The following is a 26,637-nucleotide window of genomic DNA, read 5'->3' on the forward strand; positions in this document are numbered from 1 at the left end:
ACTCCGGGGGTCCGACAGTTTGGTGCGGCAGTTTTGAGGTCGCGGCTGGGCCGTTCGGGTGAAAGTAATCGATTTCCCTGGGCCTCCGGCGGCAGCGGGGACACACTCGTTGCAGAGCCGGAAACAAGGCAACAGCGAATAATCAATAATTGTTTTCCGGTACGCCCATCGGGCGATCGCCTGGAGTGGCAGGTCCGCTGATGTGGTTGGCAGGGACCGGAAACGGGTGACGTCCTCGTGCAAAGGGGGGAGGGGCGTCGCCCGTTTCCTCTACCCGGTTTTCCGGGTGTACCGCGCGCGCAGGAATGGGCTGAAATCGCGGTCGTCGCCCAGTTTGACGTCGATTTCGTGGGTCAAGGCGTCGCCGTCCGGCGTGAGCCGGTGCCGGGCCACGCCGCGGGCGGTCTGTTTCTCCAGGGTCAGCGTCGCGCCGGACCAAGTGCCGCGCGCGGGCGACTCGGGCGGGAAGCCGTAGCTGTCGAAGCCGTACCAGAGTGTTTCGCCGGTGCGCGGATCGGCGGTGAAGACGTTGTGGCCCAGGAACTCCGATCCGTCCGCGCGGCGCTGGCGGTACTGCTGGATCAGGGCGAAACCGTTGAGCGCCAGGCGGTATTCGCAGTCGGCGTGCGCGGTCGAAGCCGGTGCCCACGGCGAGGCCGCGAGTTCTTCGGTGCCGGTCCAGTCGCCGACGAAGGTTTTGAGGGCGTCGTGCGCGGGGCCGAGGCTGGGCATGTCCATGGTCGTCTCCGTTTCGACAGGTGCCTGTCGATGTGCGAGACTAGCACGCATGCGGTCCCCTCGAGCCGAGACGTTCACCCGCGTGATCGACGCGGTCTTCGCCTGCAACGGAGGCTTCCTCGCGGCGGGCGACGCGCTCACGCGGCCACTCGGGCTGACGGCGGCGCAGTGGCAGGTGCTCGGCTTCCTCGAGGACGGCCCGGCAACCGCGGCGGAAGTGGCGCGGCGGCGGGGATTGCGCAGGCAGAGCGTGCAGGAGACGGTGAACCGCTTGCTGCGCAACGAAATGCTCGACCGGCTGCCGAACCCGGCCGACGCACGGGCCCCGTTGCTGTCGTTGACACGAGGGGCGCGCACGGCGATGCGGGAGTTGGGCGCGGCGCAGGTCGAGTGGGCGGAGGAGGTGGCGGCGGAGGTGTCGCGGGAGGATTTGGAGACGACACTGCGCACGCTGCGGCGGCTGCGGGAAGTCTCGACGCGGGGGTGACCCCGGCGACGATGAAGGGCCGGCCGGTTGAAGCCGAGGCGTGGATTACCCGGTCGCGCCCGGGCCGGCCAGTAGTTCGACGTCTTCCGCGTGCATCGGGTTGCCGCAGTGGGTGCAGCGCAGGTCGACCGTGGTGATTTCGCCGCAGGCGTGGTGGCGGTACAGCACCGGAGGGCCCGCCTTGCCCGCCAGCCACTTGTCGCCCCAGCGGGTCATCACCATCAGCATGTCCACCAGCTCGGTGCCCTTCTCCGTCAGGACGTACTCGTAGCGCGGCCGCCGGTCGTACGGGCGGCGCTCGACGATCTCCTCGTCGACCAAGTGGTTGAGCCGCTCGGTGAGCACCTTGCGCGAGATGCCGAGGTCCGCCTGGAGCTGCTCGAACCGGCTGAACCCGACCCAGAGGTCCCGGAGGATGAGCGGCGACCACGGTTCCCCGATGACGTCGAGGGTGCGCGCGATCGAGCACGCGGCCAGGTCGCTGAAGTTCGTGCGCTGCATGGGACCAGGTTAGCATCGTGGGTTCCCTTAAGGAACTCAGAGTGCTACGGTTCTGGAGTCTCCTGAAGGGACTCGGAAGGGAATGTCGCGATGAGCAAGGTCTTCAGCGCCCACGCCGTGTCGGTCGACGGGTACATCGCCGGCCGCGGCGCCCGCCCCGGGCAGGGGCTCGGCGACGGTGGGATGCTCTTCGACTGGTACTCCGACGGAGACACCCAGAGCCGGGTGTTCGACTTCTTCAAGCTCAGCGCACCGAGCGCCCGCGTCTTCGACACCCTCGCCGGGCGGGTGGGCGCGATCGTGGCGGGACGCAACACCTACGAGGACTCCGAGCACTTCGGAGGCGGCAGCCCGCACCCGGACGCCCCGCTCTTCCTCGTCAGCCACCGGCCGGCGCCGGAGCTGACCGAGCGGCAGACCCTTCTCGGCAACGTCGAGGACGCGATCGCGGCGGCCCGGGAGGCCGCGGGCGGCAAGGACGTCGGCCTCATGGGCGGCGGCGTCCTGGCCGCGGCGCTGCGGGCGGGCCTCGTCGACGAAATCGTCCTCCACCAGGTGCCGGTGCTGCTCGGCGGTGGCCGGTCCTTCTTCCAGGAACTGCCTGAACACGTGCGGCTCCGGCTCGTCGAGGCCGTTGCCGCCCCCGGCGTCACCCACCTCCACTACGCCGTCGCCTGAAACCACCCCCACCAAGGAGATGACCACCATGCTCGACGCCGACGTCCGCCGCATCCTCGCCACCACCGTGATCGGCCACCTCGCCACCGTCCTGCCCGACGGCGCTCCCCACGCCGTGCCGGTCTGGGTCGATCCGGAAGGCGACCGCATCGCCATCCTCACCGGCCCCGACTCGCGCAAGGCCCGCAACCTGCGCCGCGACCCGCGCGTCGCGCTCTCCCTGACCCCGGTGGACAACCCGTTCGAGCCGGTGATCATCCGCGGCCGGGTCGTCGAGTGGATCGACGGCGACGCCGGCTGGGAGATCGTCGACCGGATCGCCACCAAGTACATCGGCGGGCCCTATTCGCGCGAGCAGCAGCGGGTCGTCGCGCTCATCGAACCCGAACGGCAGAGCGTGGGCATGCGCTGACGCCTCAGTCCGGCTTGATCCCCAGCAGGGTCAGGAAGGTGCGGAACCCGGCGGGCATGTCGACCTCCGCCGGGTCGAGGAGCCACTGCAGCTGCAGGCCGTCGAGGACGGCGATCGCGATCGGGGCCAGCTGTTCCGGCGTGGTGCCCGGCGGCAGCTCGTCCCGGTGGCGTTCGAGCATCTCGGTCATGCCCGCCCGGACCCGGGTGTAGCGGTCGTGGAAGTACTTCCGCGCCGGGTGGTCCTCCGTGACGCTGTCCGCCGAAAGCACCGTGTACGTCTGGACGATCCCCGGACGGGTCGCGTTGTAGTCGACGAGGTCGGCCAGCTGGTTCACCGTCATCGCCGACTCCTCGCCCGGCGGGGCGTGGCCGAAGTGCAGCAGGTCCCATTCGTCCCGGGTCTCCAGCACCGCCGTCAGCAGGTCTTCCTTGGTCGGGAAGTAGTGCATCAACCCCTGCTGCGTCAGCCCAACGCGGTCGGCCACGGCCGCCAGCGACGTGCCGCGGTAGCCGCGTTCGGCGATCACCTCGAACGCCGCACGCACGATGCTCGCCCGTCGGTCGGTGCCCCTGGCCCGGCTCATGATCCCGAGCCTACGGGAGAAGTCGTCACGGAACCATAACGTTCACTACCCATCGCCAGGTAGGGTGACGGCAGGACCGATTGCGGAGGATGCGCATGAGCTTCGACGTCGAGGCGCTGCTGGCCGAGCTCGACCTGGACGCCAAGGCGAGCCTGCTCGCCGGTCAGGACGTCTGGTCCCTGCCCGCGCTACCCCGGATCGGCCTCGCCTCCCTGGTGCTCTCCGACGGTCCGGTCGGCGTCCGCGGGGTGCGGTGGAGCCCGGACGACCCGTCCGTGACCCTGCCCAGCCCGACGGCGCTCGCCGCGAGCTGGGACCCGCGGCTGGCCGTGCGCGTCGGCCGCCTGCTCGCGCAGGAGGCCCGGCGCAAGGGCGTGCACGTGCTGCTCGCGCCCACGGTCAACCTCCAGCGTTCGCCACTGGGCGGCCGCCACTTCGAGTGCTACTCCGAAGATCCGCTCCTCACCGGGATGATCGGCGCCGGCTACGTCACCGGCGTGCAGGACGGCGGGGTCGCCGTCACGGTCAAGCACTTCGTCGCCAACGACTTCGAGACCGAACGCTTCACCGTCGACGTCCGCGTCAGTGAACGCGCGCTGCGCGAGCTCTACCTCGCGCCGTTCGAGCTCATCGTCCGGCGGGCGAAGCCGTGGGGGATCATGGCCGCCTACAACAGCGTCGGCGGTGTCACGATGACCCAGCACGCCGAACTGCTCAACGGCGTGCTGCGCGGGGAATGGGGCTTCGACGGCTTCGTCGTCTCCGACTGGCTGGCCGCGCGCGACACCGTCGCCTCCGCCAACGGCGGCCTCGACGTCGCGATGCCCGGTCCTCGCACGGTGTTCGGCGAACGGCTCGCCGAAGCCGTGCGCGGCGGCGAGGTGCCCCCCGACGTCGTCGACGCCATGGTCCGCCGCGTGCTCCTGCTCGCCCACCGGACCGGTGCGCTCGGCGGCACCCCGGTGCCCGGTCAGTCCAATGTGGATGGTGATGCGCTCGCGCGCGAGGTCGCGCACCGGTCTTTCGTCCTGCTCAGCGACGAAACCGGCCTGCTGCCGCTGCGCGAGCCGCAGAGCATCGCGCTCATCGGCACGCTCGCCGCGGACCCGAAGATCCTCGGTGGTGGCAGCGCCACCGTGTTCCCCGATCACGTCGTCTCCCCTCTCGACGGCCTGAAGGCGGCCGTTCCCCCGGGCACCGAGCTCACGTACGCCCCCGGTGCCGATCCGCGAACGACGCTACCTTCGGCCACCGACAATTTCCGGCTCCGCGCGACGGCCCGTGCCGCCGACGGCACCCGATTGGCTGAATTTCCCTTGCGAAAAGCCAGAATCGACTGGATCGGGGAACTGCCGGCCGGGCTCGACATCGCCACGCTCGCGTCGGTCGAGATCGCCGGCACGTTCCTGCCGGAGGAGAGCGGCACGCACACCTTCGGCGTCACCGGCCCCGGCGACCTCCGCCTCACCGTCGCCGGCCAGACCCTCTTCGACGGCGTGAACCTGCCGGAGGGCGGGGACATCTTCACGTCCATCATGCAGGTCCACGAACAGCGCCGGGAGATCGAGCTGACCGCGGGCGAGCCGGTGGCCGTCAGCCTGACCTACTGGATCCCGTCGGAGATGGCGGAGTTCGCGCGGGGCACCTTCGCCTGGGTCACCTTCGCGCTCGGGCACCGCGGCCCGGTGCTCGACCCGGACGCCGCGATCGAAGAAGCCGTTGCCCTGGCGGGAAAGTCGGAAGTCGCCGTCGTCGTGGTCGGCACGACCGCCGAGGTCGAGAGCGAGGGTTTCGACCGGACTTCGCTCGCCTTGCCCGGACGGCAGGACGAACTCGTCACGCGGGTCGCCGAAGCCAACCGGAACACCGTCGTGGTGGTCAACGCCGGTTCCCCGGTGGAGATGCCGTGGCGGGACGACGTCGCCGCGGTGCTGCTGACCTGGTTCCCCGGCCAGGCCGCCGGTGACGCGCTCGCCGACGTCCTCTTCGGCCGCGAAGAACCCGGCGGCCGCCTGCCGACGACCTGGCCGGCGAAGCTGGAAGACGCGCCGGTCACCAATGTGACGCCCGAAGAAGGCGCGCTCGAATACGACGAAGGCGTCTACATCGGCTACAGCGCGTGGGCTCGCAGCGACCGGCAGCCCGCTTACTGGTTCGGCCACGGCCAGGGCTACACGACCTGGGCGTACGAAGAGCTCGACGCCTACCCGGACGACGAAGGCGGGGTCCGCGTCCGGGTCCGCGTGCGCAACACCGGGACGCGGCAGGGACGCGAGGTCGTCCAGCTCTACCTGGCCCCGACGGAACGCGGCGACCGGCCGCACCGCTGGCTCGCCGGGTTCGCGAGCGTCGAAGCCGGCCCCGGCCAGGCCGTCGAGACCGACGTCGTCATCACGCCGAGGTCGGTCGAAGCCTGGCGCGACGGCTGGCAGCACATCGCGGGCGAGTACGTCCTGGAGGCGTCGCACTCCTACGCCGATCCGCGGCTGAGCACGCGAGTGGTGCTGCAGAAAATCCGTTGATCACCGCGGGACGCACCCGTAAGGTCGCCGACGCACCCTCGACCAGGCGAAAGGAGGTGGGACCGATGATCACGCAACCGATCACGCGCTCCCACCTCGCAGCGAGGGTGCCGGCTGTCTGACCGGGAGCGCGTACTCCCGGAAGGATTTCCGTGACCGAACTGGTCATCCGCCCGCTCGAAGCGGGCGAAGAAGCACTGTTCACCTCCCTGCCCGACCGCGGTCTCGTCGGCCGCACGCTGCTCGGCGACGACTTCGCCGAGATGGCGGCGAAGGGCGAGTACCGGCCGGAGTGGACGTGGGTCGCCTTGCGCGACGACGTCGTCGTGGCCCGCGCCGCCTGGTGGGCCAAGCCCGGCGACGCGACCCCGATCGCCCTGGACTGGTTCGACTTCACCGATTTCGACGCGGGCGTCCACCTGTTGAAGACGGCGCCGCTGCGCGCGGAGTACTCGCTGACCACGCCGCCGGCGTGGGAGGCCGATCCGGACGTCGCGCGCGAGGTGAACGTCCGGGTCGAAGCGGCCGAGAAGGCGGGCTACCGCAAGCTCGTCGAGCGCTACCGGTTCCGCTGGACCCCGGAAAACGGCCTGCCGGAACGGCCGGGCAGGCTCGAGTTCCGGCCGGAGCCGGACGACGACGTCATCCTCGACGTCTTCAAGCGGGTGCACGCCGGCAGCCTCGACGCGCACGTGCGGAAGACCGTCGAGGAGCACGGCCTCGACGCGGCCGCGCAGGAGGACCTCGACATCATGCGGTGGATGCCGGGTCCGCGGGACTGGTGGCGGCTGGCGTACACGCGTGAAGGCGAGCTGGTCGGGCTCACCCTGCCGACCCGCAACGTCTACGACCCGGTCGTCGGTTACGTCGCCGTGGTGCCGGAGCACCGCGGAAACGGCTACGCCTACGACCTGCTCGTCGAGGCGACGCACGACCTCGTCTCCTACGGCGCGGACCGGATCGTCGCGGCCACCGACGTCGACAACGTCCCGATGGCGAAGGCCTTCGCGAAGGCGGGCTACCCGGTGACGCAGCACCGCATCGACCTCGTCTGAACCGTCGTGATTGGCAAGGCGGGTTAGAACCCGCCTTGCCACTCACGGCCACCGGCGCTACCGTCGCTAGAGCGATCTATCAAATCGGGGGCCGTGATGGACAAGGGGCTGGCTGCACTTCGGGTGATCTTGGGCTTCTCGCTGGTCAGCACGACGATCCACTATGCCCACAACACGATCCGCGTCGCCGACTACCCACAGTTGCCAGGTGTCCCCACGCTCGCCGCGGGGATCGTCGTCGCCTTCGGCTGGGTGCTCTTCACGACGTTCGGCTGGTTCGGCTACCGCGCGTACCGGCAAGGCCGCTACCCGCAGGCGCTCGCGTTCCTCTTGGTCTATTCGCTGGCGGGGATGATCACCCTCGGTCACTTCCTGACCGGCATCCCCCGGATTCCGCCGTTCTTCTTCGCGACGATTTTCACCGACGCCGCCGCGGGCCTGGCGCTCTGGGTGTTCCTGACCTGGGCGTGGGCGACGGTCAACCGAGTGACCTCGCGAGATCAAGTTTCTACAGAACATTGACCTCCGTCTGACTCGTGTAGACAATCGGGAGAGTGACCACCACCACACCGGTGACCTTCGACCGCCGTCCGGACGAGTACCGCCACTGGCGCCTCCAGATCGACGGGGAGGTGGCCTGGCTCGAGCTGGACGTCGACGAGCAGGGTGGGCTGGTCCCGGGCTACGAGCTCAAGCTCAACTCCTACGACCTCGGCGTCGACATCGAGCTCTACGACGCCACCCAGCGCCTGCGGTTCGAACACCCCGAGGTCCGCGTGGTCGTCGTGACCAGCGCGAAGGACAAGGTGTTCTGCGCGGGCGCGAACATCCGCATGCTCGCCGCGTCCGAGCACCACTGGAAGGTGAACTTCTGCAAGTTCACCAACGAGACCCGCAACGGCATGGAGGACGCCACCGAGCACTCCGGCCAGACGTACGTGGCCGCGGTGAACGGCACCTGCGCCGGCGGCGGCTACGAGATCGCGCTGGCCTGCGAGAAGATCCTGCTGATCGACGACAACTCCTCGACCGTCGCGCTGCCCGAGGTGCCGCTGCTCGGCGTGCTGCCCGGTACCGGCGGGCTCACCCGGGTCGTCGACAAACGACGCGTGCGCAGGGACCTCGCCGACGTCTTCGCGACGCGCCCGGACGGCGTCAAGGGCAAGACCGCGGTCGACTGGCGGCTGGTCGACGAGCTGGTGCCGCGTCAGGGGTTCCGCGAGGCCGTGGCGAAACGGGCCCGCGAGATCGCGCGCGAGTCCGGCCGGACCGGCGAAGGCGGTATCGAGCTGACGCCGCTGAAACACCGCTATGTCGACGTCGAGGTCGAGAAGGACCAGGCCACCATCACCGTCAAGGGCCCCGAGAACGACCCCGGCGACCTGCACGAAGAGGGCGCGGACGGCTGGTTCCTCGCCATGACCCGCGAGCTCGACGACGCCATCCTGCGGCTGCGCACCAACGAGGTCGAAGCGGGAACCTGGATCCTCAGGACCCAAGGGGACCCCGCGAAGGTCGAAGCCCACGAGCAGGCCGTCCTCGGCGGGAAAGACTGGCTGGCCAACGAGATCACGCACTACTTCAAGCGCACGCTCAAACGCCTCGACGTCACCAGCCGCAGCCTGATCGCGCTCATCGAACCCGGCAGCTGCTTCGCCGGCGCGCTGCTGGAAATCGCGTTGGCCGCCGACCGCCAGTACATCCTGGACGGTCCGCCGATCGACGACGAGGATTCCGAGGAACGCGCGTCGATCCGCCTGTCGGAGGCCAACTTCGGCGCGTTCCCGATGGGCAACGGCCTGACCCGCCTGCAGGCGCGGTTCTACGGCGACGACGACCACCTCGCCTGGCTCGCGCGCGAGAAGGACCGGAACCTCAGCGCGTCCGAAGCCCTCGAACTCGGCCTGGTCACCGACGCCCCGGACGACCTCGACTGGGAGGACGAGATCCGGATCGCCCTCGAAGGCCGCGCATCACTCAGCCCGGACGCGCTCACCGGGATGGAGGCCAACCACCGGTTCGTCGGTCCCGAGACCATCGAGACCAAGATCTTCGGCCGGCTGGCGGCTTGGCAGAACTGGATTTTCACCCGGCCGAACGCAGCCGGACCGGAAGGCGCGCTGCGCCGCTACGGTACGGGGCAGAAGGCCGTCTTCGACAGGAAGCGGGTCTAGCGCAGATGCCCGAGAAGATCGACTACGACGCCAAGATCCCCAACAACGTCAACCTCTCCGAGGACCGGCGGCTGCAGCGCGCGCTGGAGGGCTGGCAGCCGAAGTTCATGCACTGGTGGGGCGAGATGGGCCCGACGCTCGAGACCCAGGGCGTCTACCTGCGCACCGCGGTCAGCGTCGGCCGCGAGGGCTGGGCGCACTTCGACCACGTCAACGTCCCCGACTACCGCTGGGGAATCTTCCTCGCCGAGCGCGACCCCGACCGGCGGATCGCCTTCGGCGAGCACCAGGGCGAGCCGGTCTGGCAGCAGGTGCCCGGCGAGTACCGCGCCGACCTGCAGCGGCTGATCGTCATCCAGGGCGACACCGAACCGGCGTCGGTCGAGCAGCAGAAACTCCTCGGGCTCACCGCGCCGAGCCTGTACGACCTGCGCAACCTGTTCCAGGTCAACGTCGAAGAAGGCCGTCACCTGTGGGCGATGGTGTACCTGCTGCACGCCTACTTCGGCCGCGAAGGCCGTGACGAGGCCGAAGGGCTCCTGCTGCGCAACTCCGGCAGCCCGGACGCGCCGCGCATCCTCGGCGCGTTCAACGAGGAGACCGCCGACTGGCTGGCGTTCTACATGTTCACCTACTTCACCGACCGCGACGGGAAGTACCAGCTCGGCACGCTCAAGGAAAGCTCCTTCGACCCGCTCTCGCGTACGTGCGAGTTCATGCTCAAAGAAGAAGCGCACCACATGATGGTCGGCACCACCGGCGTCGACCGCGTGGTGATCCGCAGCGCCGAGCTGATCCGCGAGCACGACACCTACGACATCGGGCCGCACGGCGGCATCCCCCTGGAAATCATCCAGAAGTACATCAACTTCCACTACACCGTGTCGCTGGACCTGTTCGGCAGCGAGACGTCGACGAACGCGGCGAACTACTACACCGCCGGGCTCAAGGGCCGCTGGCAGGAGACCCGCCGCAAGGACGACCACAAGCTCACCGGGGACGCCCGCACCATCGAGCGGCCGAACGGCGACGGCACGTGGACGACCGAGGAGCTGCAGGCCATCCTGCTGCTCAACCTCGACCTGCGCAGCGAGTACGTGGCCGACTGCCAGACCGGCGTGAAGCGCTGGAACAAGATCCTCTCCGACGCCGGCATCGACTTCACGTTCCGGTTGCCGCACCCTGGCTTCAACCGCGAAGTGGGCATAAACTCCGGCCACCACGTCACTCCCGACGGCACCATCGTCGACGAGGCGACCTGGGAGGCCGGCAAACGCAAGTGGCTGCCCACGACCGAGGACCTCACGTTCGTCCGCTCGCTGATGCACCCGGTGTACGAGCGGGGCAAGATCGCGAGCTGGGTCGCGCCGCCGCGGCAGGGCATCAACGGGAAGCCCTTCGACTACGAGTACGTGTACCTCACGTAGGAGGACTGGTGCCGACAGCGTTCAACGCCGCGGAGTACCTGCTCTCGGCCGGGCATCCGGACGCGACCGCGGTCGTCTCGCCCCGCCGTTCGCTCACCTACGCCGAGCTGGCGGCCGAGTCCCGCCGCGTCGCCGGCGGCCTGGCCGAAATCGGCGTGCGGCCCGAAGAACGCGTCATGTTCTGCATGGTCGACGACGTCGAGCTGCTCACCGGCATCCTCGGCGCGATGCTGGCCGGCGCGGTCGCCGTGCCGGTCTCGACCATGGTCACCGGGCTGGAGCTGGGCCAGATGCTCGCCGACTCGCGGGCGCGCGTGCTGTGCGTGTCCGGGGAGTTCGCCGGGCAGGCGGTGACCGCGCTCGGGCTCGCACCCGAGGTCACCGACGTCGTGCTCGACCGGGCCGACGCGGCCGGGATCGCCGCCCGGACGCACGACTGGTCCACTTTGGATGGATCTCTCCTAAGTGGACATACGTGGGAGGATTCGCCCGCGTTGTGGCTGTACACGTCGGGGACGACGGGACAGCCGAAGGGCGCGATGCACCGCCACGCCAGCATCCGCGCGGTCTGCGAGACGTACGCCCGCGACGTGCTGGCGGCCTCGTCCGCGGACCGGTTCCTGTCGGTGCCGAAGCTCTTCTTCGCCTACGGGCTGGGGAATTCCTGCTTCTTCCCGCTCGGCGTGGGCGGCACGACCCTGCTGGAGTCGTCGCGGCCGACGCCCGCGTTGTTCGCGCGACGCGCTCGCGAAGAGCGGCCGTCGTTGTTCTTCGCCGTGCCGACGTTCTACGCGGCGCTGCTCGCCAGCGACGTCCCGGACGACTCGTTTTCCTCGGTGCGGTACGCGGTTTCGGCCGGCGAGCCGTTGCCCGCGTCGCTGTTCGAACGGTTCCGCGCCCGGTTCGGGCTGGAGATCCTCGACGGCATCGGGTCCACCGAGGCCCTGCACATCTTCTTGTCGAACCGGCCCGGCCAGGTGCGGCCGGGCAGCACCGGCGTCCCGGTGCCCGGGTACGACGTCCAGCTCCGCGACGAAGCGGGCGCGGTGATCGACGTCGCCGGCCGGCCGGGTGAGCTGTTCGTGGCCGGGCCGTCGACGGCGACCGGTTACTGGGCCCGTTACGACGCGACGAAGCTGGTGTTCCAGGGCGAGTGGCTGCGGACCGGCGACAGTTACGTGCGGAACGAGGACGGCACCTACAGCTGCCTCGGCCGGTTCGGCGACATGCTGAAGGCGGGCGGGATCTGGGTGTCACCGTCCGAAGTGGAGGAACGGCTGCGGCAGCACCCGGCGGTGGCGGAGGTCGCGGTCGTCGCCGCGCCGGACGCCGACGGGCTCGACAAGCCCGTGGCGTGCGTGGTGGCCGCGCCCGGCTTCGCGGTGGACCCGGCGGAGCTGATCGAGTTCTGCCGCGAGGGGCTCGCGGCGTTCAAGCGCCCGCGAGGCGTGGTCGAGCTGGCCGAACTGCCGAAGACGGCGACCGGCAAGATCCGGCGGAACGTGATCCGCGAGCAGGTCCGCGACGCGTTGCGGGTGGTGGCTCCCCACCCATGATCGACGGCCGGTTCGTGGTCGACGCGCATGTCCACGCGCCTCGGCTGCCGACGCTCAAACCCGCTTGGCTGCAGTGGGCGCACGACTTCGCGGGGTCGTACCCGTGGCGTTCGGTGTACTCGGCGGACGGCGTGGTGATCCCCGCGGCGATGGACGAGCTGATGGAGTCCGAAGGCGTCGACCGGGTGCTGCTGTTCTGCGAATACAGCCCACGGGCGACCGGAATTCAGCCGATCGAGGACAACCTGGCCCTGGTTTCGCACAATCCGACGCGGTTCCGCCTGGTCGCGAACGTCAACCCGTACCTGCACCACCCGGCGGCTTCGGAGGTCGCGCGGCAGCTGGACCTCGGTGCGGTGGCGCTCAAGATCCACGCGGTGCACGGCGCGTTTTCCCCGGCGGACAAGGAGCTGTACCCGGTCTACCAGCTTTGCCTCGAGCGCGGGGTGCCGGTGATCCTCCACTCCGGGACGTCGAGTTTTCCCGGTTCCCGCACCAGTTTCGGCAATCCCGAGCTGCTGTCCGATGTGGTCGAAGACTTCCCGTCGCTGCAGTTCGTCTTCGCCCACGGCGGCCGGGGCTGGTGGTACGACGTGGCGGCGTTCCTGGCTTTGGCGCGGGACAACGTGTGGCTGGACCTCGCCGGGCTGCCGCCGAAGAAGCTGCCGGAGTACTACCGGCGGTTCGACTTCCCGCGGCTGGCCGGGAAGTTCGTCTTCGGGACCGACTGGCCGGGGGTGCCGGGCGTGGCCGCGAACGTCCGGGCGCTGGCGGAGCTGGGGCTGCCGGAGGACGTGCTGAGCGGGGTGCTGTCGGGGAACGCGATCAAGCTGATGCCGTCACTGGCCTAGTGGGACGCACGCGGGGGTGCCGATTACCGGTGGCACCCCCGCGCCCCCAGAGGCTCAGCCCATGACCTCGTGCAGGCAAAGCACGTTGCCTTCGGAGTCGTTGAACCACGCCGCCCGCTCCTTGCCCATCTGGGCGATGTGGTCGACCGTCTTCAGACCTTCCATCTCGAAGTCCTGGAACCGCACGCCGCGGTCCTCCAAGGCTCTGACTTCGGCAGGCAGATCGCCGACTTCGAAGCTCAGTGCCGTGTTCTCGCTCTGCGTGCCGTCCGGCATCTGGCGGAGGCCGATCGCTCCGCCTGCCGCCGCGAAGTACAGGGTTCCGTCCTCGCCGCGTCCCGTCTGTTTCAGGCCGAGGGCGTCGGTGTAGAAGTGGCCGGCGCGTTCGCTGTCGGTCACCGGGAGCATCGTCGTGATGGTCGATTCGGTCAGCATGCCCCTCATGGTGCGCCGCCGGGCGCACCGCTGTGACCTCGACTTTTTCAACGGTCGCTGTTGAACGCGCGGAGTGTCCGCATCGCTTCCGCGAGTGCCGCCGCGTCGTCACCCAGCGGGGTCAGGACGATGCGGCGCAGGATGCCGGCCGCCGCCGCGCGGGCCTTGTTCGCCACCTCGAGGCCGTGGTCGGTCAGGGACGCGAACGTGACACGGCGGTCGTCGGGGCTCGGGACGCGGCAGATCAGGTCCGCCGCCACCAGGCGGTCCGCCACCTTCGTGAAGCCGCCGCTGGACAGCGCCGCTTCCGTGGCCAGGCGCGTCATGGGCATCCGGTGCTCGGGCGAGCGCACCAGCCGCAGCAGGATGTCGAACGACCCGGGCGCGAGCCCGAAGCGGTCGGCGATCTCGCCCATCAGCTTGTCCTGGGTGGCCAGGTAACCCTCGATGACCAGGCCCCACCAGGTGACGATCTCGTCGTCGTCGGTGTTCGGATCCGGTGTCACCACCCCACCTTAGCGGCAAGCTCGCGGGAAGATATCTTGCCGGCAAGAGGCTGCAGCCGTTTGTACGGAGCGTATATGGGACGTCCCTACGATCGGCCGATGACTAACGAGGCACTAGAGCGTGCTACCCGATTACTGGACGGGGTCATCCTCGCCGACGGGCACAACGACCTGCCGTGGGAGCTGCGGCAGCACGGTGGCCCGAACCCCGTCGAGGCGGCCGCGTCGCTCGACCTGACCGTCCGGCAGCCCGCGCTGCACACCGACTTCCCGAAGCTCGCCGACGGAAAGCTCGGCATGCAGTTCTGGTCGGTGTACGTGCCCTGTGAGTTCGAGGGCGACAGCGCCGTGACCGCCGTGCTGGAGCAGATCGAGGTCGTCCACCAGCTCGCCGAGCGCTACCCCGACCGGCTCCGGCTCGTGACGACGGCGGACGAGGCCGAGGCCGCGTTCGCCGACGGGCGGATCGCGTCGCTGATCGGCGCCGAAGGCGGGCACAGCATCGCCGAGTCGCTCGGCGTGCTGCGCATCCTGCGCCGGGTCGGCGTCCGCTACATGACGCTCACGCACAACTTCAACACCACCTGGGCCGACTCGGGCACCGACGAACCGGCCCACGGCGGGCTCACCGAGTTCGGCCGCGAGGTCGTGCGCGAAATGAACAAGATCGGGATGATGGTCGACCTGTCGCACGTCGCGCCGTCGACGATGCGGGCCGCGATCGAGGTCAGCTCGGCGCCGGTGATCTTCAGCCACTCCTCCTGCATCGCGGTGAACGACCACCCGCGCAACATCCCCGACGACGTCCTGGCCAAGCTGCCCGGCAACGGCGGCGTCGCGATGATCACCTTCGTGCCGGCGTTCGTCTCGCCGAAGGTCGCCGCCTGGGACGAGCAGCTCAAGGCGGCCATGGCGGAGGCCGGCCGGGACTACCGGAACCTCACCCAGCGCGGGCAGTTCGTCAAGGAGTGGGACGGGCCGGTCAAGCCGAAGGCCGGCGTCGAGGACGTCGTCGCGCACATCGAGCACGCCCGCGAGGTCGCCGGGATCGACCACATCGGCCTCGGCGGCGACTACGACGGCGTCGGCACGCTGCCGGAGGGCCTGGAGGACACCTCCAAGTACCCGGTGTTGTTCGCCGCGCTGCTCGAGCGCGGGTGGAGTGAGGACGACTGCGCGAAACTGGCCGGGAAGAACACCCTCCGCGTCCTACGGGAGGTCGACGGTTTCGCCCGTTAGGGGGTTTGAGGCGGCGCTCCCCGCGCGCGGGACGGACACTGGACGCATGACGCACGCGCGCGGGGGCGCGGCCGACCGCCCCACCGGTCCGACCAACCACGACCTGCCCGGCACCGGCGTGCCGGAAGGCGCACTGGAACCCGCCGAGCTGCGGGCCGGCGACGTTCGCCCGGGCGCGGAGGAGGCGACGCCGGTACCGGCGCCGGCCAAACCGGCGGGCAAGGCGCGGCCCACGCGGATCAGCGGCACGTGGGTCGCGGTGATCGCGGGCCTGCTCGTGCTGGTGGTGCTGCTGATCTTCATCCTGCAGAACCTCGACCCGGCGACCGTGCGGTTCTTCGGCGCCGAAGGCAGCCTGCCGCTGGCCATCGCCATGCTGTTCTCGGCCATCGGCGGAGCCGCGCTGGTCGCGCTGATCGGCGGCGCCCGGATCCTGCAGCTGCGGAAGCAGGCGCGCCACATCAAGCGATGATCGAGGTCATCCCGAGCAGCACCGCGCAAACGTTTTCGTCGCCGGCCGTCCGGACGCGATCGAGGTTCGCCGCGTTGCGGGTGCAGAGCCGCCAGAACGTGTCCAGGTCCGTCGTCACCGAGGCCAGCGGGGTGCGTGACGGCGGTGCGCCGCGGTCCAGGACCCAGCCGTCACGCTCCCGGCGGGCGTACCACTTTCCGTGGCCGGTCACGGTGTAGCCGACCTGCTTGCCGACGCGGGCGTCGACGTCACGCAGGGTATGCGGCAACGCGCGCACGAACGTGTCGGCGATCGGCTCGGCGTACTCCGCCTCCAGTGGCGTGTGCTCCAGCGCCTCGCGGATCTGCACGTGGTGGACCCAGAACTCCGAGTAGTCGCGGGCCGCGGCCAGCCAGCGCGGCGCGGGCTCGTCGCCGGCCCACGTCACCGGCTCGCCGAGGACGTCGAGGTCCAGCTGCGCCCAGTACTCGGTCGTCTGGCCCATGAACTCGTACAGCATGGTGAGCAGGACGTCCGTCGAGAGCCGGCGGCAGGCGACGACCCACTCCTCGTTGATCCGGTCGACGAACCGGGGAAACGGCTCACCCGGACGGGGGCCTTCGGAGGTGTGCCCGTCGCGGCCGCGGGACAGCCGTCCGACCTTGTCGCCCAGCAGGTGGGCGGCGACGTCCTTGACCGACCAGCCGGCGCACATGGTCGGCCGCGTCCAGTCCTCGTCGGTCAGCGCGCCGAGCAGCGTCATCAGCGCCTGTTCTTCCTTCGAGAAGTACGGGAGGACGTCGATCGGCGGGCCCCAGCGCGTCGGACTCATGCCGCACATAATGCTGTGTTGTTCCGGGGCTTCGCCCCGGGCCGGGGGCTCCGCCACCCGGACCCCCGAAGGATGCTGGTCGTCACACCTCCGTTCGGCGTACCCGCAGGTAGCATCACCGCGTAAGCAGAGGGGAGTCCGCGGGTGAACGCAGAGCGACCGAACGGCCGGGGTGCCGCCGACGACGTGGCGGACCTGGCCCGCCGCGCCGGTCAGCTGGCGGGCTGGGCCGCGCGCACCGGGTTCGCGCTCGGCCGCAAGCTCCCCGGCGTGGAGACCGCCGGCCGCGGGGTGCGCGAGGTGGAGCGCCAGCTGCTGACCGAGCTGCGGCGACGGCTCGACGAGGTCGACGACCCGTACCACGCGGCGCTCACCGCGGCGTCGGCGATGAACCGCCCCGCCGCCGTCGAGGCCACGGTCACGCTGGTGCCGGCGCGGGACAACCACGGCGAGCCGCTGCGCGCCGCGATGGCCGAGCTGCTCAACCACTCGATCGGTTTCGGCCGCGACCGGGCCCGCGAGTACTTCTACGCGATCATCCTGCGCCAGCTGACACCCGACGAGGCCCGCATCCTGTCCGCGCTGTCGGACGGCTCGCCGTTCCCCGCCCTCGACGTCGTCGAGCGGGCTGGCCTCGGCGGCAGCGGCCGGGTCGTGCTGCGCAACGCGTCCACGGTCGGCAAGGCGGCCGGTGTGTCGCTGCCCGACCAGGTGCCCGGCTACGTCACCCGGCTGATCGGTCTCGGCCTCGTTGACCTCGACGAAGAGGTGCCGGCGCTGGAGACCCAGTACGAAATCCTGCTGACCGACGAGAGCGTCCGCGACGCCGAGAAGCACGTCAAGCGCGCGAAGTTCGTCCGGCGGACGATCCACATCTCGCGCCTGGGGGCGCAGTTCTGGCAGGCCTGCGACCCGAGCTTCGGCTAGCGCGGTGGGGGCCTTCATCGGCGGCGTCCTCGCCGACTTCGGGCAGCACTGGCCCCTCTACGTCTCGATCCCGGTCGTGGCCGCGCTGATCGGCTACGGCACCAAGCTCGTCGCGATCCGGATGATGTTCCAGCCGGTGGAGTTCATCGGCGTCAAGCCGTTCTTCGGCTGGCAGGGCATCGTGCCCAAGCGTGCCGCGCGGATGGCGAGCATCGCCTGCGACACGATGACCGAGCAGCTGATCAAGCCGGCCGAGGTCGTCGCCCGGCTCGACGCGTCCCGGATCGCCCAGGAGATCGAGAAACCGCTGCTGGCGGGGGTCGAGGACATCGTCCGCGAGGTGGCGGCGGCCTACCAGCCGGGGCTGTGGGAGTCGCTGCCGGTGCGGGTGCAGCGGCTGGTGATCGAGCGCGTCCAGCACGAGTCGCCGCGGATGGTCGCCGCCGTGCTCGACCTGATCAAGTCCGATGTGGACAGTGTGTTCGACCTGAAGGGCATGGTGGTCACCAGCCTGGTCAAGGACAAGCGGCTGCTCAACCGGATCTTCCAGGAGGCGGGTGCGAAGGAGTTCAAGTTCATCGCCCGCTCCGGTCTGGTGTTCGGCGGCGCGATCGGCGTCATCCAGATGGTGGCGTGGATCCTGTTCAAGTTCCCGCCGATCATGCCGGTGTTCGGCCTGTTCACCGGCTGGTTCACGGACTGGCTGGCGCTGCGGATGATCTTCTACCCGATCGAGCCGCGCCGCTATTTCGGCGTGCAATGGCAAGGGCTGTTCCTGAAGCGGCGCGCGGAGGTCGCGGAGGCGTACGGCTCGCTGATCGCCAAGGAGATCATCACGCCGCACAACGTCATCGAGGCGATCCTCCACGGGCCGCTGTCGGACCGGGTGCTGGCGCTGATCCAGCGCCAGCTCGAACGCGAACTGGGCAGCGTCGCGAAGCCGTTGCTGGTTTTCGCGGTGGGCAGCCGGAAGTACCAGGACATGAAGCTGGCGATCGCATCGCAGATCATGTCGCGGCTGCCGGAGACGATGCGCTACATCGAGGACTACGCGACGGACGCGATGGACATCCGGAACGTCCTGGTGTCGAAGATGAAGCAGTTGTCACCGAAGGAGTTCGAGCGGCTGCTCCGGCCGGCCTTCGAGCAGGACGAGTGGATCCTCATCGCGACCGGCGCGGTGCTGGGGTTCGCGGTCGGTGAGGCGCAGGTCCTGGTCCTGGAGCACCTGGCGACCTAGGCGACGTCGAAGGCTCGGCGTGCTTCGGCGACCTTCGCCCGGTGCTTGGCCGCCCATGCCGACAACGCGTGCAGCGGCTCGTCCAGCTCCATCGCGTGCGGTGTCATCGTGTACTCGACCCGCGGCGGGACCTCCGGGTAGACCGTCCGCGTCACCAGGCCGTTGCGTTCCAGGCCGCGCAGCGTCAGCGACAGCATCCGGCGCGACACCCGGGGCAGGGCGCGCTCCAGTTCGCTGAACCGCCGGGGTCCGTCGCCGAGGCGGACCAGGACCTGGATCGCCCACTTGTCGCCCACCAGATCCAGCACCTCGCGCAGGGAACACAGAGGAACTTCGCCGTTGTCCATCGTCGTGACCTCGTTCGTAACAGGCGTGTGCCGTCGTATCAGAAAAGTGCCGTCTTCCAGCGGGAACGCCGCCGGGGCACGATCGATTCCGGCAAGCTGGGGAAAGGAACCAGGAATGACGAAGACAGTGCGGTTCGCGGCCGAAGGCGGACCGGAAGTGCTGGAACTCGTGGACGTCGAGCTCGGCGAGCCGGGTCCCGGTGAGCTGCGGCTGCGGGTGGAGGCGATCGGGCTCAACCGGGCCGAGGCGATGTTCCGCGCCGGGCTCTACTTCGAACGCGCCGGCGAGTTCCCGGCGAAGCTCGGCTATTCCGCGTCCGGCATCGTCGAAGCGCTCGGCGACGGGGTCACCGGCTTCCAAGCCGGCGACGCGGTCAGCACGGTCGCGGGCTTTTCGATGCGGAACTACGGCGTCTACGGCGAGGCGGCGATCGTGCCCGCGTCCGCCGTCCTCCGGCGCCCCGAAGGGCTCGACGCCGCCGAGGCCGTGGCGCTGTGGGGGCCGTTCCTCACCGCGTACGGCGCTCTCGTCGACGAAGGACACGTGCGGCCTGGAGACTTCGTGCTGATCACGGCCGCGTCGAGCAGTGTCGGACTGGCGGCGATCGACGTCGCCAACCACATCGGCGCCATCCCGATCGCCGCCACCCGCACGGCCGCGAAGAAGCAGCGGCTCCTCGACGCGGGTGCCGTGCACGTGATCGTCACCGACGATGAGGACATCGCCGAGCGCACCCGGGAAATCACCGGCGACAAGGGCGCACAGTTCGTTTTCGACGCCGTCGCCGGCGAGGGCGTCCGCAAGCTGGCCGCGGCCACGGCGAAGGGCGGGACGCTCGTCGTCTACGGCGCGCTCGACACGAAGGAAACCCCGTTCCCCCTGTGGTTCGTCCCGACCATGCGGCTGTTCAACGCGTTCGACCTCACCTTGGATCCCGACCGCCTCGCCCGCGCGGAGCACTTCGTCCGCGCCGGTGTCCGGGCGGGGACGTTCCGGCCGCGGGTGGACCGGACGTTCGACCTCAACGCCATCGCCGAGGCGCACCGCTACCTCGAGGCCAACGGCCAGTTCGGCAAGGTGGTGGTCACCGTCGGAGGCTGAGCGGGCGAGCAAGTCCACCCCAACGGCCGTACATCCGGACGTATCCCCGCGCTCACCTTTCGCCTCTACTCCTCCGTCAGGACGACTAGCCGGCAGGGGTGCCCCATGGCCGAAACAGAACCTTGGCAGCAGGAGATCCGCCTGGCCGTGACCATGGTCGGGGGCGCCAGCCTGGCCATCTGGATGGGCGGGGTGGCCACCGAGACGTCGCAGCTGCTGCGGGAGTCGCGGGGCGACGCCGGGCCCGGGCTGTACCGGAAGCTCCTCGACGTGCTGCGCGCGACCGTTTCGGTCGACGTCCTGACCGGCACCAGCGCCGGCGGCATCAACGCCGCCTGCCTGGGCCTGGCCGAGGCGTTCGGCTCCACGCCGCAGGTTCTGCGGGACACCTGGATCACCACCGGCTCGCTGGAGAACCTCATCCGGGACGCCCGCGAGGACCGGCCGCGGTCGGTCCTCGACGGGGACCGCGTGCTGCTCGGCGACGTCGAGAAGGCCCTGCGGGACATCACCGGGAAAGGCACTCCGCCCGCCGAGGAACCCGACATCACCGTGCTGCTCACCGGCACGATGATCGACGGCGAGACCACCCGGTTCGACGACGCGCTCGGGAACCTGGTGCGCGACACCGAACACCGGATGCTCTTCCGGTTCTGTGGTCCACTGTGGACGAACGGGGTGGAGGGGCCGCTCGCGCTGGCGGCCCGCTCCACCGCGTCGTTCCCCGGCGCGTTCGAGCTGTCCCGGATGCCGATCGGCGACGGCGGCACCGACCGGCTGCACCCCGACATGACGCCCTACACCGAGCTGACCCGCTCGCACTGGCTGACCGACGGCGGCGTGCTGTTGAACAAGCCGCTGCGGCCCGCGCTGCGCGAGATCTTCGAGCGCCCGTCGCACGCGGACGTCCGGCGGCTGCTGCTCTACGTCGTGCCGACCGGCGAGCGCGAGACCGACGCCGTCGACTGCGACGCGGCGAACCCGCCGCTGCTGTCGAACGCGATGGCCAAGGTCGTCAACACCGTGATGAGCCAGTCGATCAGCGCCGAGCTGGACGACCTGACCCGGCACAACGACGCCGTGCTCCGCGCCCGCGACACCCGGGTCTCGCTGGCCGCCCTCGGCCTGCGCGGCGGCCCCGAATGCCTGGTGGACGAGCGGATCGCCGCAGCCTACCTCGAGCGGCGGACCGCCGAGGACGCCGCCGAGCTGGTCCGGGTCGCCGCCCGGCGGTACGCGCTGTCCGATGCGGACACCCCGGACCGCGAGTGGGCGTCCGGGATGTCGCGGCAGCTGCGCGCGATCGCCGTGACCGGGCTGAGCAGCGGCGTCCCGGCCGGGCCGCCACCCGCCGCCCTGACGGTGCCGGAGCTGGTCGGCTACCGGACGACCGCGCTCGACGACGCCGTCGCGACCGGCCTGCAGCTGATCAACGCCGGGTTCCGGCTGCGGCCGGACGCCACCCGCGCGAAGGAGCTCAACGACGCGCGCGCCCAGCTGCACGCGGCGCGCCGGACCGCCGGGCGCGGCGTGCGGCTCGCGCAGTGGGTCGCCGCGCACGCCGGGCCAGGCGCGAGCAGCACCCTCGAAGTGTGGATCCGTGAGCTCGCCGAGGAATGGGCGGGCCTGGGGCAGTCGGCCGCGGTCGCCGAGGCGTGGCCGATGGTGGTCGCGGGCCTGCGCGCGGCGGCCCCGACCCTGCAGGCGCTGGCCGCCGATGACGACGCCGGCACGGTGACCACGCTGCTGAACTGGCTGGCGCTGGGCCCCGACGCCGCGGCCGACGACGTCGTCCAGGCCCGGCTGGTGACACTGCACGTGGCGACGCGCGGGCTGCTCGCGCAGGCGCCGTCGGTCGACCAGCGGGTCGACCTCGTGCAGGTCAGCGCCGATTCGCGGACGCTGCTGGACATGTCGCGGCGCCGGTCGTGGGACAAGCTGACCGGGATGCAGGCGAGCTACTTCGGCGCCTTCTACAAGGCGTCGTGGCGGGCCAGCGACTGGATGTGGGGCCGCGTCGACGGCGCGGGCTGGCTGGCCCAGTGCCTGCTCGACCCGGCCCGCCTGGAGACGCTGCGGGAGATCGTCGGGCGGGACCGGTTCCGCGACGAGTTCGTCGCCGCGCTCGGCCCGCTCTGGCGCAAGCCGGACGAACGGGACCGGTGCACCCCGGCCGAGGCGGCCGAGCTGCGCGACCAGCTGACCGCCGAGCTGGCGTTCCTCGGCCTCGACGCCGACCTCCGGCCGGTCGATTTCGAACCCGGCCGTCCGGTCAGCATGCCGGTGACGGCCATGGTGCTGGCCCGCGCGCGGCAGGCCGAGATCGCCGCGGAGGAACTGCCGGTCGTCACGCTCGCGGCGCGTTACGACGCCGACGACCGCCGTGGCATCGAGGACGCGCTGAAGGAGGACCTGCCCCGGGCCGACGTGGGGACCGCGCAGGCCCAGTTCCAGGCCTGCCGCGTCTCGGCGGAGAAGCTGGCCGGCGAGCAGGGCACCGCGCGGCTGACGCGCACCCTGGTCGCGCTCGGCGCCGCCACGGTCAACGCCGGGACGGTCGCGTTCCAGCTGCCCGGCGGCTGGCCCCAGACCGTCGCCGGAATGTTGCGGACCGTGTCCAGGAGCACGGCGAAGGTTTCTCAAGGCGCGTCCCGTCTGGGCACGGCGGGCTCGCTCGCGGCCGGCGTGCTGGCGCTGCTGGCCGGGCTGGTGCTCGGCAGCAACGGCGGCGCGGTGCTGCAGTGGGTCGGCTTGCCGGTCCTCGCGGGCGCGGTCGTCTACCTGGCGACGGCCCTGCTTACGACGGGCCGGACCGCGCGGAAGCTGTTCGCCGTGCTCGGCGTGGTGGTCGTCGCGGCGCTGCTGTCGGCGGCGTTCCTGCCCCCGCTGGCCCAGCCGTTCTTCGGCTGGCTCGGCAGCGTGGTCGCGGGCTGGCGGCGCGGCGACGGCGCCGTGTGGTGGCTGGTGGTTTCCGGGCTGCTGATCCTGCCCGCGGTCGTGATGCCGGTGAGCGCGGTCTGGCGACGCATCCGGCACCGACGCCGGGCCTGATCCGGCCCGTCGCCTTGCGATCAGTCCGGTTTGGGTTCATCGTGCGGGGAGGACACGAGCCACGAGCACGCGCCCCAAGCGCGCGTCTGCCCATGCACCGTCCGCTTCAAACATGTTTGTGGGACTGCTCACCGGGTACTCCGCGTCGTCGCAGGTCATTGCGGGGTCGGTGAGCTGGGTCGCTGGCGAGTGGAAAATTCTCTGTTACGTTTCCTGAGTATGTCCGTAACGCACTTGATCGAATCCCCGACCAAGGCGGACGGCGCGGAGCTGTGGCGAATCGCGCGTGATTCCGCCAAGCTCGATCTCAACTCGCCGTACGCATACATGCTGTGGTGCCGCGATTTCGCCGAGTCTTCGGTCGTCGCGCGCGAGGATGGCAGGGCGGTCGGTTTCGTCATCGCCTACCGCAGGCCGGACGAAGCCGAGGCAGCGCTCGTCTGGCAGGTCGCGGTCGACGCGTCCCAGCGCGGAAAGGGCCTGGCCGGGGCCCTTCTCGACGCGCTCTACACGCGTCTGGTCGGCGAGGGGGTGCGTTACCTCGAGACCACCATCACCCCGGACAACGAGGCGTCCATCCGGCTGTTCACGTCGTTCGCGAAGCGGTGGAACGCCGCGATGGAAACCAGTGTGCTGTTCGGCGGGGAGGAATTCCCCGAAGCCGGGCACCTGCCCGAAGAGCTTTACCGCATCGGTCCGCTGACACTGCCGACGAATCCGGGCGATTAGGAGAGAAACGAACACATGAGCATCTTCGAAGAGCTCGAATCCGAAGTCCGCAGCTACAGCCGCGGCTGGCCGGTCGTGTTCGACCGCGCGCAGGGCAGCTGGCTCCACGACGAGAGCGGAAAGCCCTATCTGGACTTCTTCGCCGGCGCCGGCGCGCTCAACTACGGGCACAACAACCCGCGGCTGAAGCAGGCCCTGATCGACTACATCCAGCGCGACGGCGTCACCCACGCCCTGGACATGTTCACCGTGGCCAAGCGCGACTTCCTGCAGACCTTCCGCGACAAGGTCCTCGACCCGCGCGGGCTCGGCTACAAAGTCGTCTTCCCCGGGCCGGGCGGCGCGAACGCCGTCGAAGCCGCGCTGAAGCTGGCGCGCAAGGTGACCGGCCGCGAGTCGGTCATCAACTTCACCAACGCTTTCCACGGCATGACGCTGGGCGCGTTGTCGGTCACCGGCAACTCGATGAAGCGCGGCGGCGCCGGCGTCCCGCTGGTGCACGCCACCCCGATGCCGTACGACAAGTACTTCGACGGCGCGATGCCGGACTTCCTCTACTTCGAGAAACTCCTGCAGGACTCCGGCAGCGGGCTCAACGAGCCGGCCGCGGTGATCGTCGAAGGCGTGCAGGGCGAAGGCGGCATCAACGCCGCGCGCCTGGAGTGGCTGAAGGGCCTCGACGACCTCTGCAAGCGCCACAACATCCTGCTGATCCTCGACGACGTCCAGATGGGCTGCGGCCGCACCGGCCCGTTCTTTTCCTTCGAGGACGCCGGGATCACGCCGGACATCGTCTGCCTGTCGAAGTCCATCAGCGGCTACGGCCTCCCGATGGCGCTGACGCTCATCAAGCCGGAGCTCGACGTCTGGGAGCCGGGCGAGCACAACGGCACCTTCCGCGGCATCAGCCCGGCGTTCGTCACCGCGAAGGAAGCGATCGACGCCTACTGGAGCGACGACGAGCTCGAGAAGTCGACCAAGGCGAAGGGTGAGCGCATCGCGAGCGCGTTCTCGGGCATCGTCGAGGCCTACCCGGAAGCGAACCTGTTCGCGAAGGGCCGCGGCCTGGCGCGCGGCATCGAGTTCGCGAACGGCGACCTCGCCGGCCGCGTCTGCGCGGAAGCGTTCGCCCGCGGCCTGCTGATGGAGACCTCCGGCCCCGACGGCGAAGTCATGAAGCTGCTGCCGCCGCTGACCCTCACCGACGACGAGCTGACGCAGGGCCTGTCGATCATCGACGAGTCCATCAAGGCCGTCCTGACCAAGTAAGGGAGTCCGACGTGCTCGTCCGCACGCTCGACGAGATCACCGACACCGACGCCGACATCAAGACGGAGAACTGGCGCAGCAAGCGGATCATCCTCGCCAAGGAGGGCGTCGGCTTCTCGGTGCACGAGACCACGCTGTACGCGGGGACGGTCAACGACTTCTGGTACGCCAACCACATCGAGGCCGTGTTCATCACCTCCGGCGAGGGCGAGATCGAGGATCTGGCCACCGGCAAGGTGTACGAGCTGAAGCCCGGCACGCTCTACCTGCTCAACGACCACGACAAGCACCAGGTCCGGCCGAAGACCGAGATCAAGTGCGTGTGCGTGTTCAACCCCCCGGTGACCGGCCGCGAGGTCCACGACGAGAACGGCGTGTACCCGCTGATCACCGAGGACGCGTAAAACCGGCGAGGAAAACAGGAGGCGAAGCTCGTGACGCTGACGGACACCCGGGTCGACGACGGTTACCCGACCCGGATCACCGGTACGCCGGCCCACCTGCCGCGCGTGCACCCCACCGTGTGGGGTACCGAAGCCGACGGCCCGATCGACGCCGCCACGCTGGCGAACCACGAGACCAAGGGTTACACCGTGGTCGAGGACATGCTCTCCGTCGGGGAGGTCCAGACGTACTGGCAGGAGCTGGTGCGGCTGGCCGGCGACCGGGAGCTCGCCGGGGACGAGCGCGTGATCACCGAGGCGAAGACCGGTGAGGTCCGGTCGATCTTCGACGTCCACGAAATCTCGGCCCTGATCGCCGAGCTGGTGCGCGACCCGCGCGTGCTGGACCGGGCCCGGCAGCTGCTCGGCTCCGAGGTGTACATCCACCAGAGCCGCGTCAACTACATGCCGGGGTTCAAGGGCACCGGGTTCTACTGGCACTCGGACTTCGAAACCTGGCACGCGGAGGACGGCATGCCGTCGCCGCGCGCGGTCAGCTGCTCCATCGCGCTGACGGACAACTACCCGTTCAACGGCGGCCTGATGATCATGCCGGGCTCGCACCGGACGTTCGTCCAGTGCGCCGGCGAGACGCCGGACGACAACTACAAGAGCTCGCTCAAGGACCAGCGGGTCGGCGTGCCGACCGAGGACGACATCACGAAGATGGCGGCCGAGTACGGCATCGACCAGTTCACCGGCCAGGCCGGCTCGGCGCTGTGGTTCGACTCGAACATCATGCACGGCTCGGGGAACAACATCACCCCGTACCCGCGCTCGAACATCTTCCTGGTGTTCAACAGCGTCGAGAACGCCCTGCAGGAGCCGTTCGCGGCGAGCACCCCGCGGCCCGCCTTCATCGCCGGGCGCGATTCGACGCCGATCTCGCGTTGAGGGTGTTCGCGAAAAAGGTCATTCGGGACACGGCCTGACCCGGCGGTGACTGATCCGGTGCGCTTTGTTACCGTGTCGCCACCGTGCGGACGTGTGGTCCGCGCAACACGTCTTCGCGGACGACCGGCGGTGCTTCGCTCGGGGTGAGCCCACCCGCCCGGTAGCCCTCGGTGGCGGACGGGCGG

The 26,637-nt window shown here is 69.9% G+C and carries 27 protein-coding genes; 20 read left to right on the forward strand and 7 right to left on the reverse strand.

The window, feature by feature from the left end:
• Positions 1-270: 270 nt before the first annotated feature.
• The gene (locus tag CF165_RS43845; RefSeq protein WP_167441752.1) at positions 271-738 is read right to left on the reverse strand and encodes a DUF1579 family protein; all 468 of its coding nucleotides are present in this window, start codon (positions 736-738) and stop codon (positions 271-273) included.
• Positions 739-787: 49 nt separating this feature from the next.
• Between CF165_RS43845 and CF165_RS43850 the strand changes: the two genes are divergently transcribed.
• Positions 788-1,225: a MarR family winged helix-turn-helix transcriptional regulator gene (locus tag CF165_RS43850; protein ID WP_093953505.1), complete on the forward strand. Its 438-nt coding sequence runs from the start codon at positions 788-790 to the stop codon at positions 1,223-1,225.
• Positions 1,226-1,270: 45 nt separating this feature from the next.
• Here CF165_RS43850 and CF165_RS43855 read toward each other — a convergent pair whose 3' ends face one another.
• Positions 1,271-1,726 carry a winged helix-turn-helix transcriptional regulator gene (locus CF165_RS43855; protein WP_093953506.1) on the reverse strand — a complete coding sequence of 152 codons (456 nt, stop codon included), beginning with the start codon at positions 1,724-1,726 and terminating at the stop codon, positions 1,271-1,273.
• A gap of 90 nt (positions 1,727-1,816) precedes the next feature.
• Here CF165_RS43855 and CF165_RS43860 point away from each other — a divergent pair, with 90 nt between their 5' ends.
• Both CF165_RS43860 and CF165_RS43865 read left to right on the forward strand, forming a co-directional pair.
• Positions 1,817-2,404 carry a dihydrofolate reductase family protein gene (locus CF165_RS43860; protein WP_093953507.1) on the forward strand — a complete coding sequence of 196 codons (588 nt, stop codon included), beginning with the start codon at positions 1,817-1,819 and terminating at the stop codon, positions 2,402-2,404.
• Between the two features lie 28 nt (positions 2,405-2,432).
• Entirely contained in the window at positions 2,433-2,816 is a 384-nt protein-coding gene (locus CF165_RS43865; RefSeq protein WP_093953554.1) for a PPOX class F420-dependent oxidoreductase, read from the forward strand.
• A 4-nt stretch (positions 2,817-2,820) separates the two neighbouring features.
• On the opposite strand, the gene CF165_RS43870 is transcribed toward CF165_RS43865, so the two are convergent.
• Positions 2,821-3,402 carry a TetR/AcrR family transcriptional regulator gene (locus CF165_RS43870; RefSeq protein WP_093953508.1) on the reverse strand — a complete coding sequence of 194 codons (582 nt, stop codon included), beginning with the start codon at positions 3,400-3,402 and terminating at the stop codon, positions 2,821-2,823.
• Between the two features lie 95 nt (positions 3,403-3,497).
• On the opposite strand from CF165_RS43870, the gene CF165_RS43875 reads away from it, so the two are divergent.
• From CF165_RS43875 to CF165_RS43905, 7 genes are all read left to right on the forward strand, one after another.
• Complete coding sequence (locus CF165_RS43875; RefSeq protein WP_093953509.1) at positions 3,498-5,924, forward strand: beta-glucosidase H; 2,427 nt, start codon at positions 3,498-3,500, stop codon at positions 5,922-5,924.
• A gap of 152 nt (positions 5,925-6,076) precedes the next feature.
• A complete protein-coding gene (locus CF165_RS43880) occupies positions 6,077-6,979 on the forward strand; it encodes a GNAT family N-acetyltransferase (RefSeq protein WP_093953510.1) in 903 nt (300 codons plus the stop codon).
• 96 nt (positions 6,980-7,075) lie between these two features.
• Positions 7,076-7,501 (forward strand): hypothetical protein, encoded by a 426-nt coding sequence (locus tag CF165_RS43885; protein WP_205661162.1) that lies wholly within the window; start codon positions 7,076-7,078, stop codon positions 7,499-7,501.
• Between the two features lie 32 nt (positions 7,502-7,533).
• On the forward strand, positions 7,534-9,153 hold the full coding sequence (gene boxC / locus CF165_RS43890) for a 2,3-epoxybenzoyl-CoA dihydrolase (protein ID WP_093953512.1): 1,620 nt from the start codon (positions 7,534-7,536) through the stop codon (positions 9,151-9,153).
• A gap of 5 nt (positions 9,154-9,158) precedes the next feature.
• A complete protein-coding gene (gene boxB / locus CF165_RS43895; RefSeq protein WP_093953513.1) occupies positions 9,159-10,580 on the forward strand; it encodes a benzoyl-CoA 2,3-epoxidase subunit BoxB in 1,422 nt (473 codons plus the stop codon).
• Positions 10,581-10,588: 8 nt separating this feature from the next.
• A complete protein-coding gene (locus tag CF165_RS43900) occupies positions 10,589-12,136 on the forward strand; it encodes a benzoate-CoA ligase family protein (RefSeq protein WP_093953514.1) in 1,548 nt (515 codons plus the stop codon).
• The gene (locus CF165_RS43905; protein ID WP_093953515.1) at positions 12,133-12,987 is read left to right on the forward strand and encodes an amidohydrolase family protein; all 855 of its coding nucleotides are present in this window, start codon (positions 12,133-12,135) and stop codon (positions 12,985-12,987) included. Before CF165_RS43900 ends, CF165_RS43905 begins: the two co-directional genes overlap by 4 nt.
• 54 nt (positions 12,988-13,041) lie before the next feature.
• Here the strand turns inward: CF165_RS43905 and CF165_RS43910 are convergent, their stop codons facing one another.
• Together CF165_RS43910 and CF165_RS43915 are read right to left on the reverse strand one after the other, a co-directional pair.
• Complete coding sequence (locus CF165_RS43910; RefSeq protein WP_093953516.1) at positions 13,042-13,422, reverse strand: VOC family protein; 381 nt, start codon at positions 13,420-13,422, stop codon at positions 13,042-13,044.
• 47 nt (positions 13,423-13,469) lie between these two features.
• Positions 13,470-13,928: a MarR family winged helix-turn-helix transcriptional regulator gene (locus CF165_RS43915; protein WP_093953517.1), complete on the reverse strand. Its 459-nt coding sequence runs from the start codon at positions 13,926-13,928 to the stop codon at positions 13,470-13,472.
• Between the two features lie 99 nt (positions 13,929-14,027).
• Between CF165_RS43915 and CF165_RS43920 the strand changes: the two genes are divergently transcribed.
• Positions 14,028-15,167: a dipeptidase gene (locus CF165_RS43920; RefSeq protein ID WP_093953518.1), complete on the forward strand. Its 1,140-nt coding sequence runs from the start codon at positions 14,028-14,030 to the stop codon at positions 15,165-15,167.
• Positions 15,168-15,213: 46 nt separating this feature from the next.
• Positions 15,214-15,639, forward strand: a complete 426-nt coding sequence (locus CF165_RS43925; protein WP_093953519.1) for a LapA family protein — start codon at positions 15,214-15,216, stop codon at positions 15,637-15,639.
• Here CF165_RS43925 and CF165_RS43930 read toward each other — a convergent pair.
• Positions 15,629-16,450, reverse strand: a complete 822-nt coding sequence (locus tag CF165_RS43930) for a maleylpyruvate isomerase family mycothiol-dependent enzyme (protein ID WP_093953555.1) — start codon at positions 16,448-16,450, stop codon at positions 15,629-15,631. The genes CF165_RS43925 and CF165_RS43930 overlap by 11 nt on opposite strands.
• 144 nt (positions 16,451-16,594) lie before the next feature.
• Between CF165_RS43930 and CF165_RS43935 the strand changes: the two genes are divergently transcribed.
• Both CF165_RS43935 and CF165_RS43940 read left to right on the forward strand, forming a co-directional pair.
• Positions 16,595-17,377, forward strand: coding sequence for an Abi-alpha family protein (locus CF165_RS43935; RefSeq protein ID WP_093953520.1), 783 nt, complete (start codon positions 16,595-16,597; stop codon positions 17,375-17,377).
• 4 nt (positions 17,378-17,381) lie between these two features.
• Positions 17,382-18,617 carry a DUF445 domain-containing protein gene (locus CF165_RS43940; protein WP_093953521.1) on the forward strand — a complete coding sequence of 412 codons (1,236 nt, stop codon included), beginning with the start codon at positions 17,382-17,384 and terminating at the stop codon, positions 18,615-18,617.
• Here the strand turns inward: CF165_RS43940 and CF165_RS43945 are convergent.
• Positions 18,614-18,964, reverse strand: a complete 351-nt coding sequence (locus CF165_RS43945) for a winged helix-turn-helix transcriptional regulator (protein ID WP_093953522.1) — start codon at positions 18,962-18,964, stop codon at positions 18,614-18,616. The genes CF165_RS43940 and CF165_RS43945 overlap by 4 nt on opposite strands.
• A gap of 115 nt (positions 18,965-19,079) precedes the next feature.
• On the opposite strand from CF165_RS43945, the gene CF165_RS43950 reads away from it, so the two are divergent.
• The 6 genes from CF165_RS43950 (at position 19,080) to thpD (ending at position 26,452) form a co-directional block, all read left to right on the forward strand.
• A complete protein-coding gene (locus CF165_RS43950; RefSeq protein ID WP_093953523.1) occupies positions 19,080-20,066 on the forward strand; it encodes a zinc-dependent alcohol dehydrogenase family protein in 987 nt (328 codons plus the stop codon).
• A gap of 105 nt (positions 20,067-20,171) precedes the next feature.
• Positions 20,172-23,117 (forward strand): patatin-like protein, encoded by a 2,946-nt coding sequence (locus tag CF165_RS43955; RefSeq protein ID WP_143268824.1) that lies wholly within the window; start codon positions 20,172-20,174, stop codon positions 23,115-23,117.
• 219 nt (positions 23,118-23,336) lie between these two features.
• Entirely contained in the window at positions 23,337-23,846 is a 510-nt protein-coding gene (gene ectA, locus CF165_RS43960) for a diaminobutyrate acetyltransferase (RefSeq protein WP_167441755.1), read from the forward strand.
• A gap of 15 nt (positions 23,847-23,861) precedes the next feature.
• Positions 23,862-25,115, forward strand: coding sequence for a diaminobutyrate--2-oxoglutarate transaminase (gene ectB / locus CF165_RS43965; RefSeq protein WP_093953524.1), 1,254 nt, complete (start codon positions 23,862-23,864; stop codon positions 25,113-25,115).
• Positions 25,116-25,126: 11 nt separating this feature from the next.
• The gene (locus tag CF165_RS43970; protein WP_003071625.1) at positions 25,127-25,519 is read left to right on the forward strand and encodes an ectoine synthase; all 393 of its coding nucleotides are present in this window, start codon (positions 25,127-25,129) and stop codon (positions 25,517-25,519) included.
• A 30-nt stretch (positions 25,520-25,549) separates the two neighbouring features.
• Positions 25,550-26,452 (forward strand): ectoine hydroxylase, encoded by a 903-nt coding sequence (gene thpD, locus CF165_RS43975; protein WP_093953525.1) that lies wholly within the window; start codon positions 25,550-25,552, stop codon positions 26,450-26,452.
• The last annotated feature ends 185 nt before the right edge of the window (positions 26,453-26,637 follow it).

The sequence above is a fragment of the Amycolatopsis vastitatis genome, from assembly GCF_002234595.1.
GTDB classification, from domain to species: domain Bacteria; phylum Actinomycetota; class Actinomycetes; order Mycobacteriales; family Pseudonocardiaceae; genus Amycolatopsis; species Amycolatopsis vastitatis.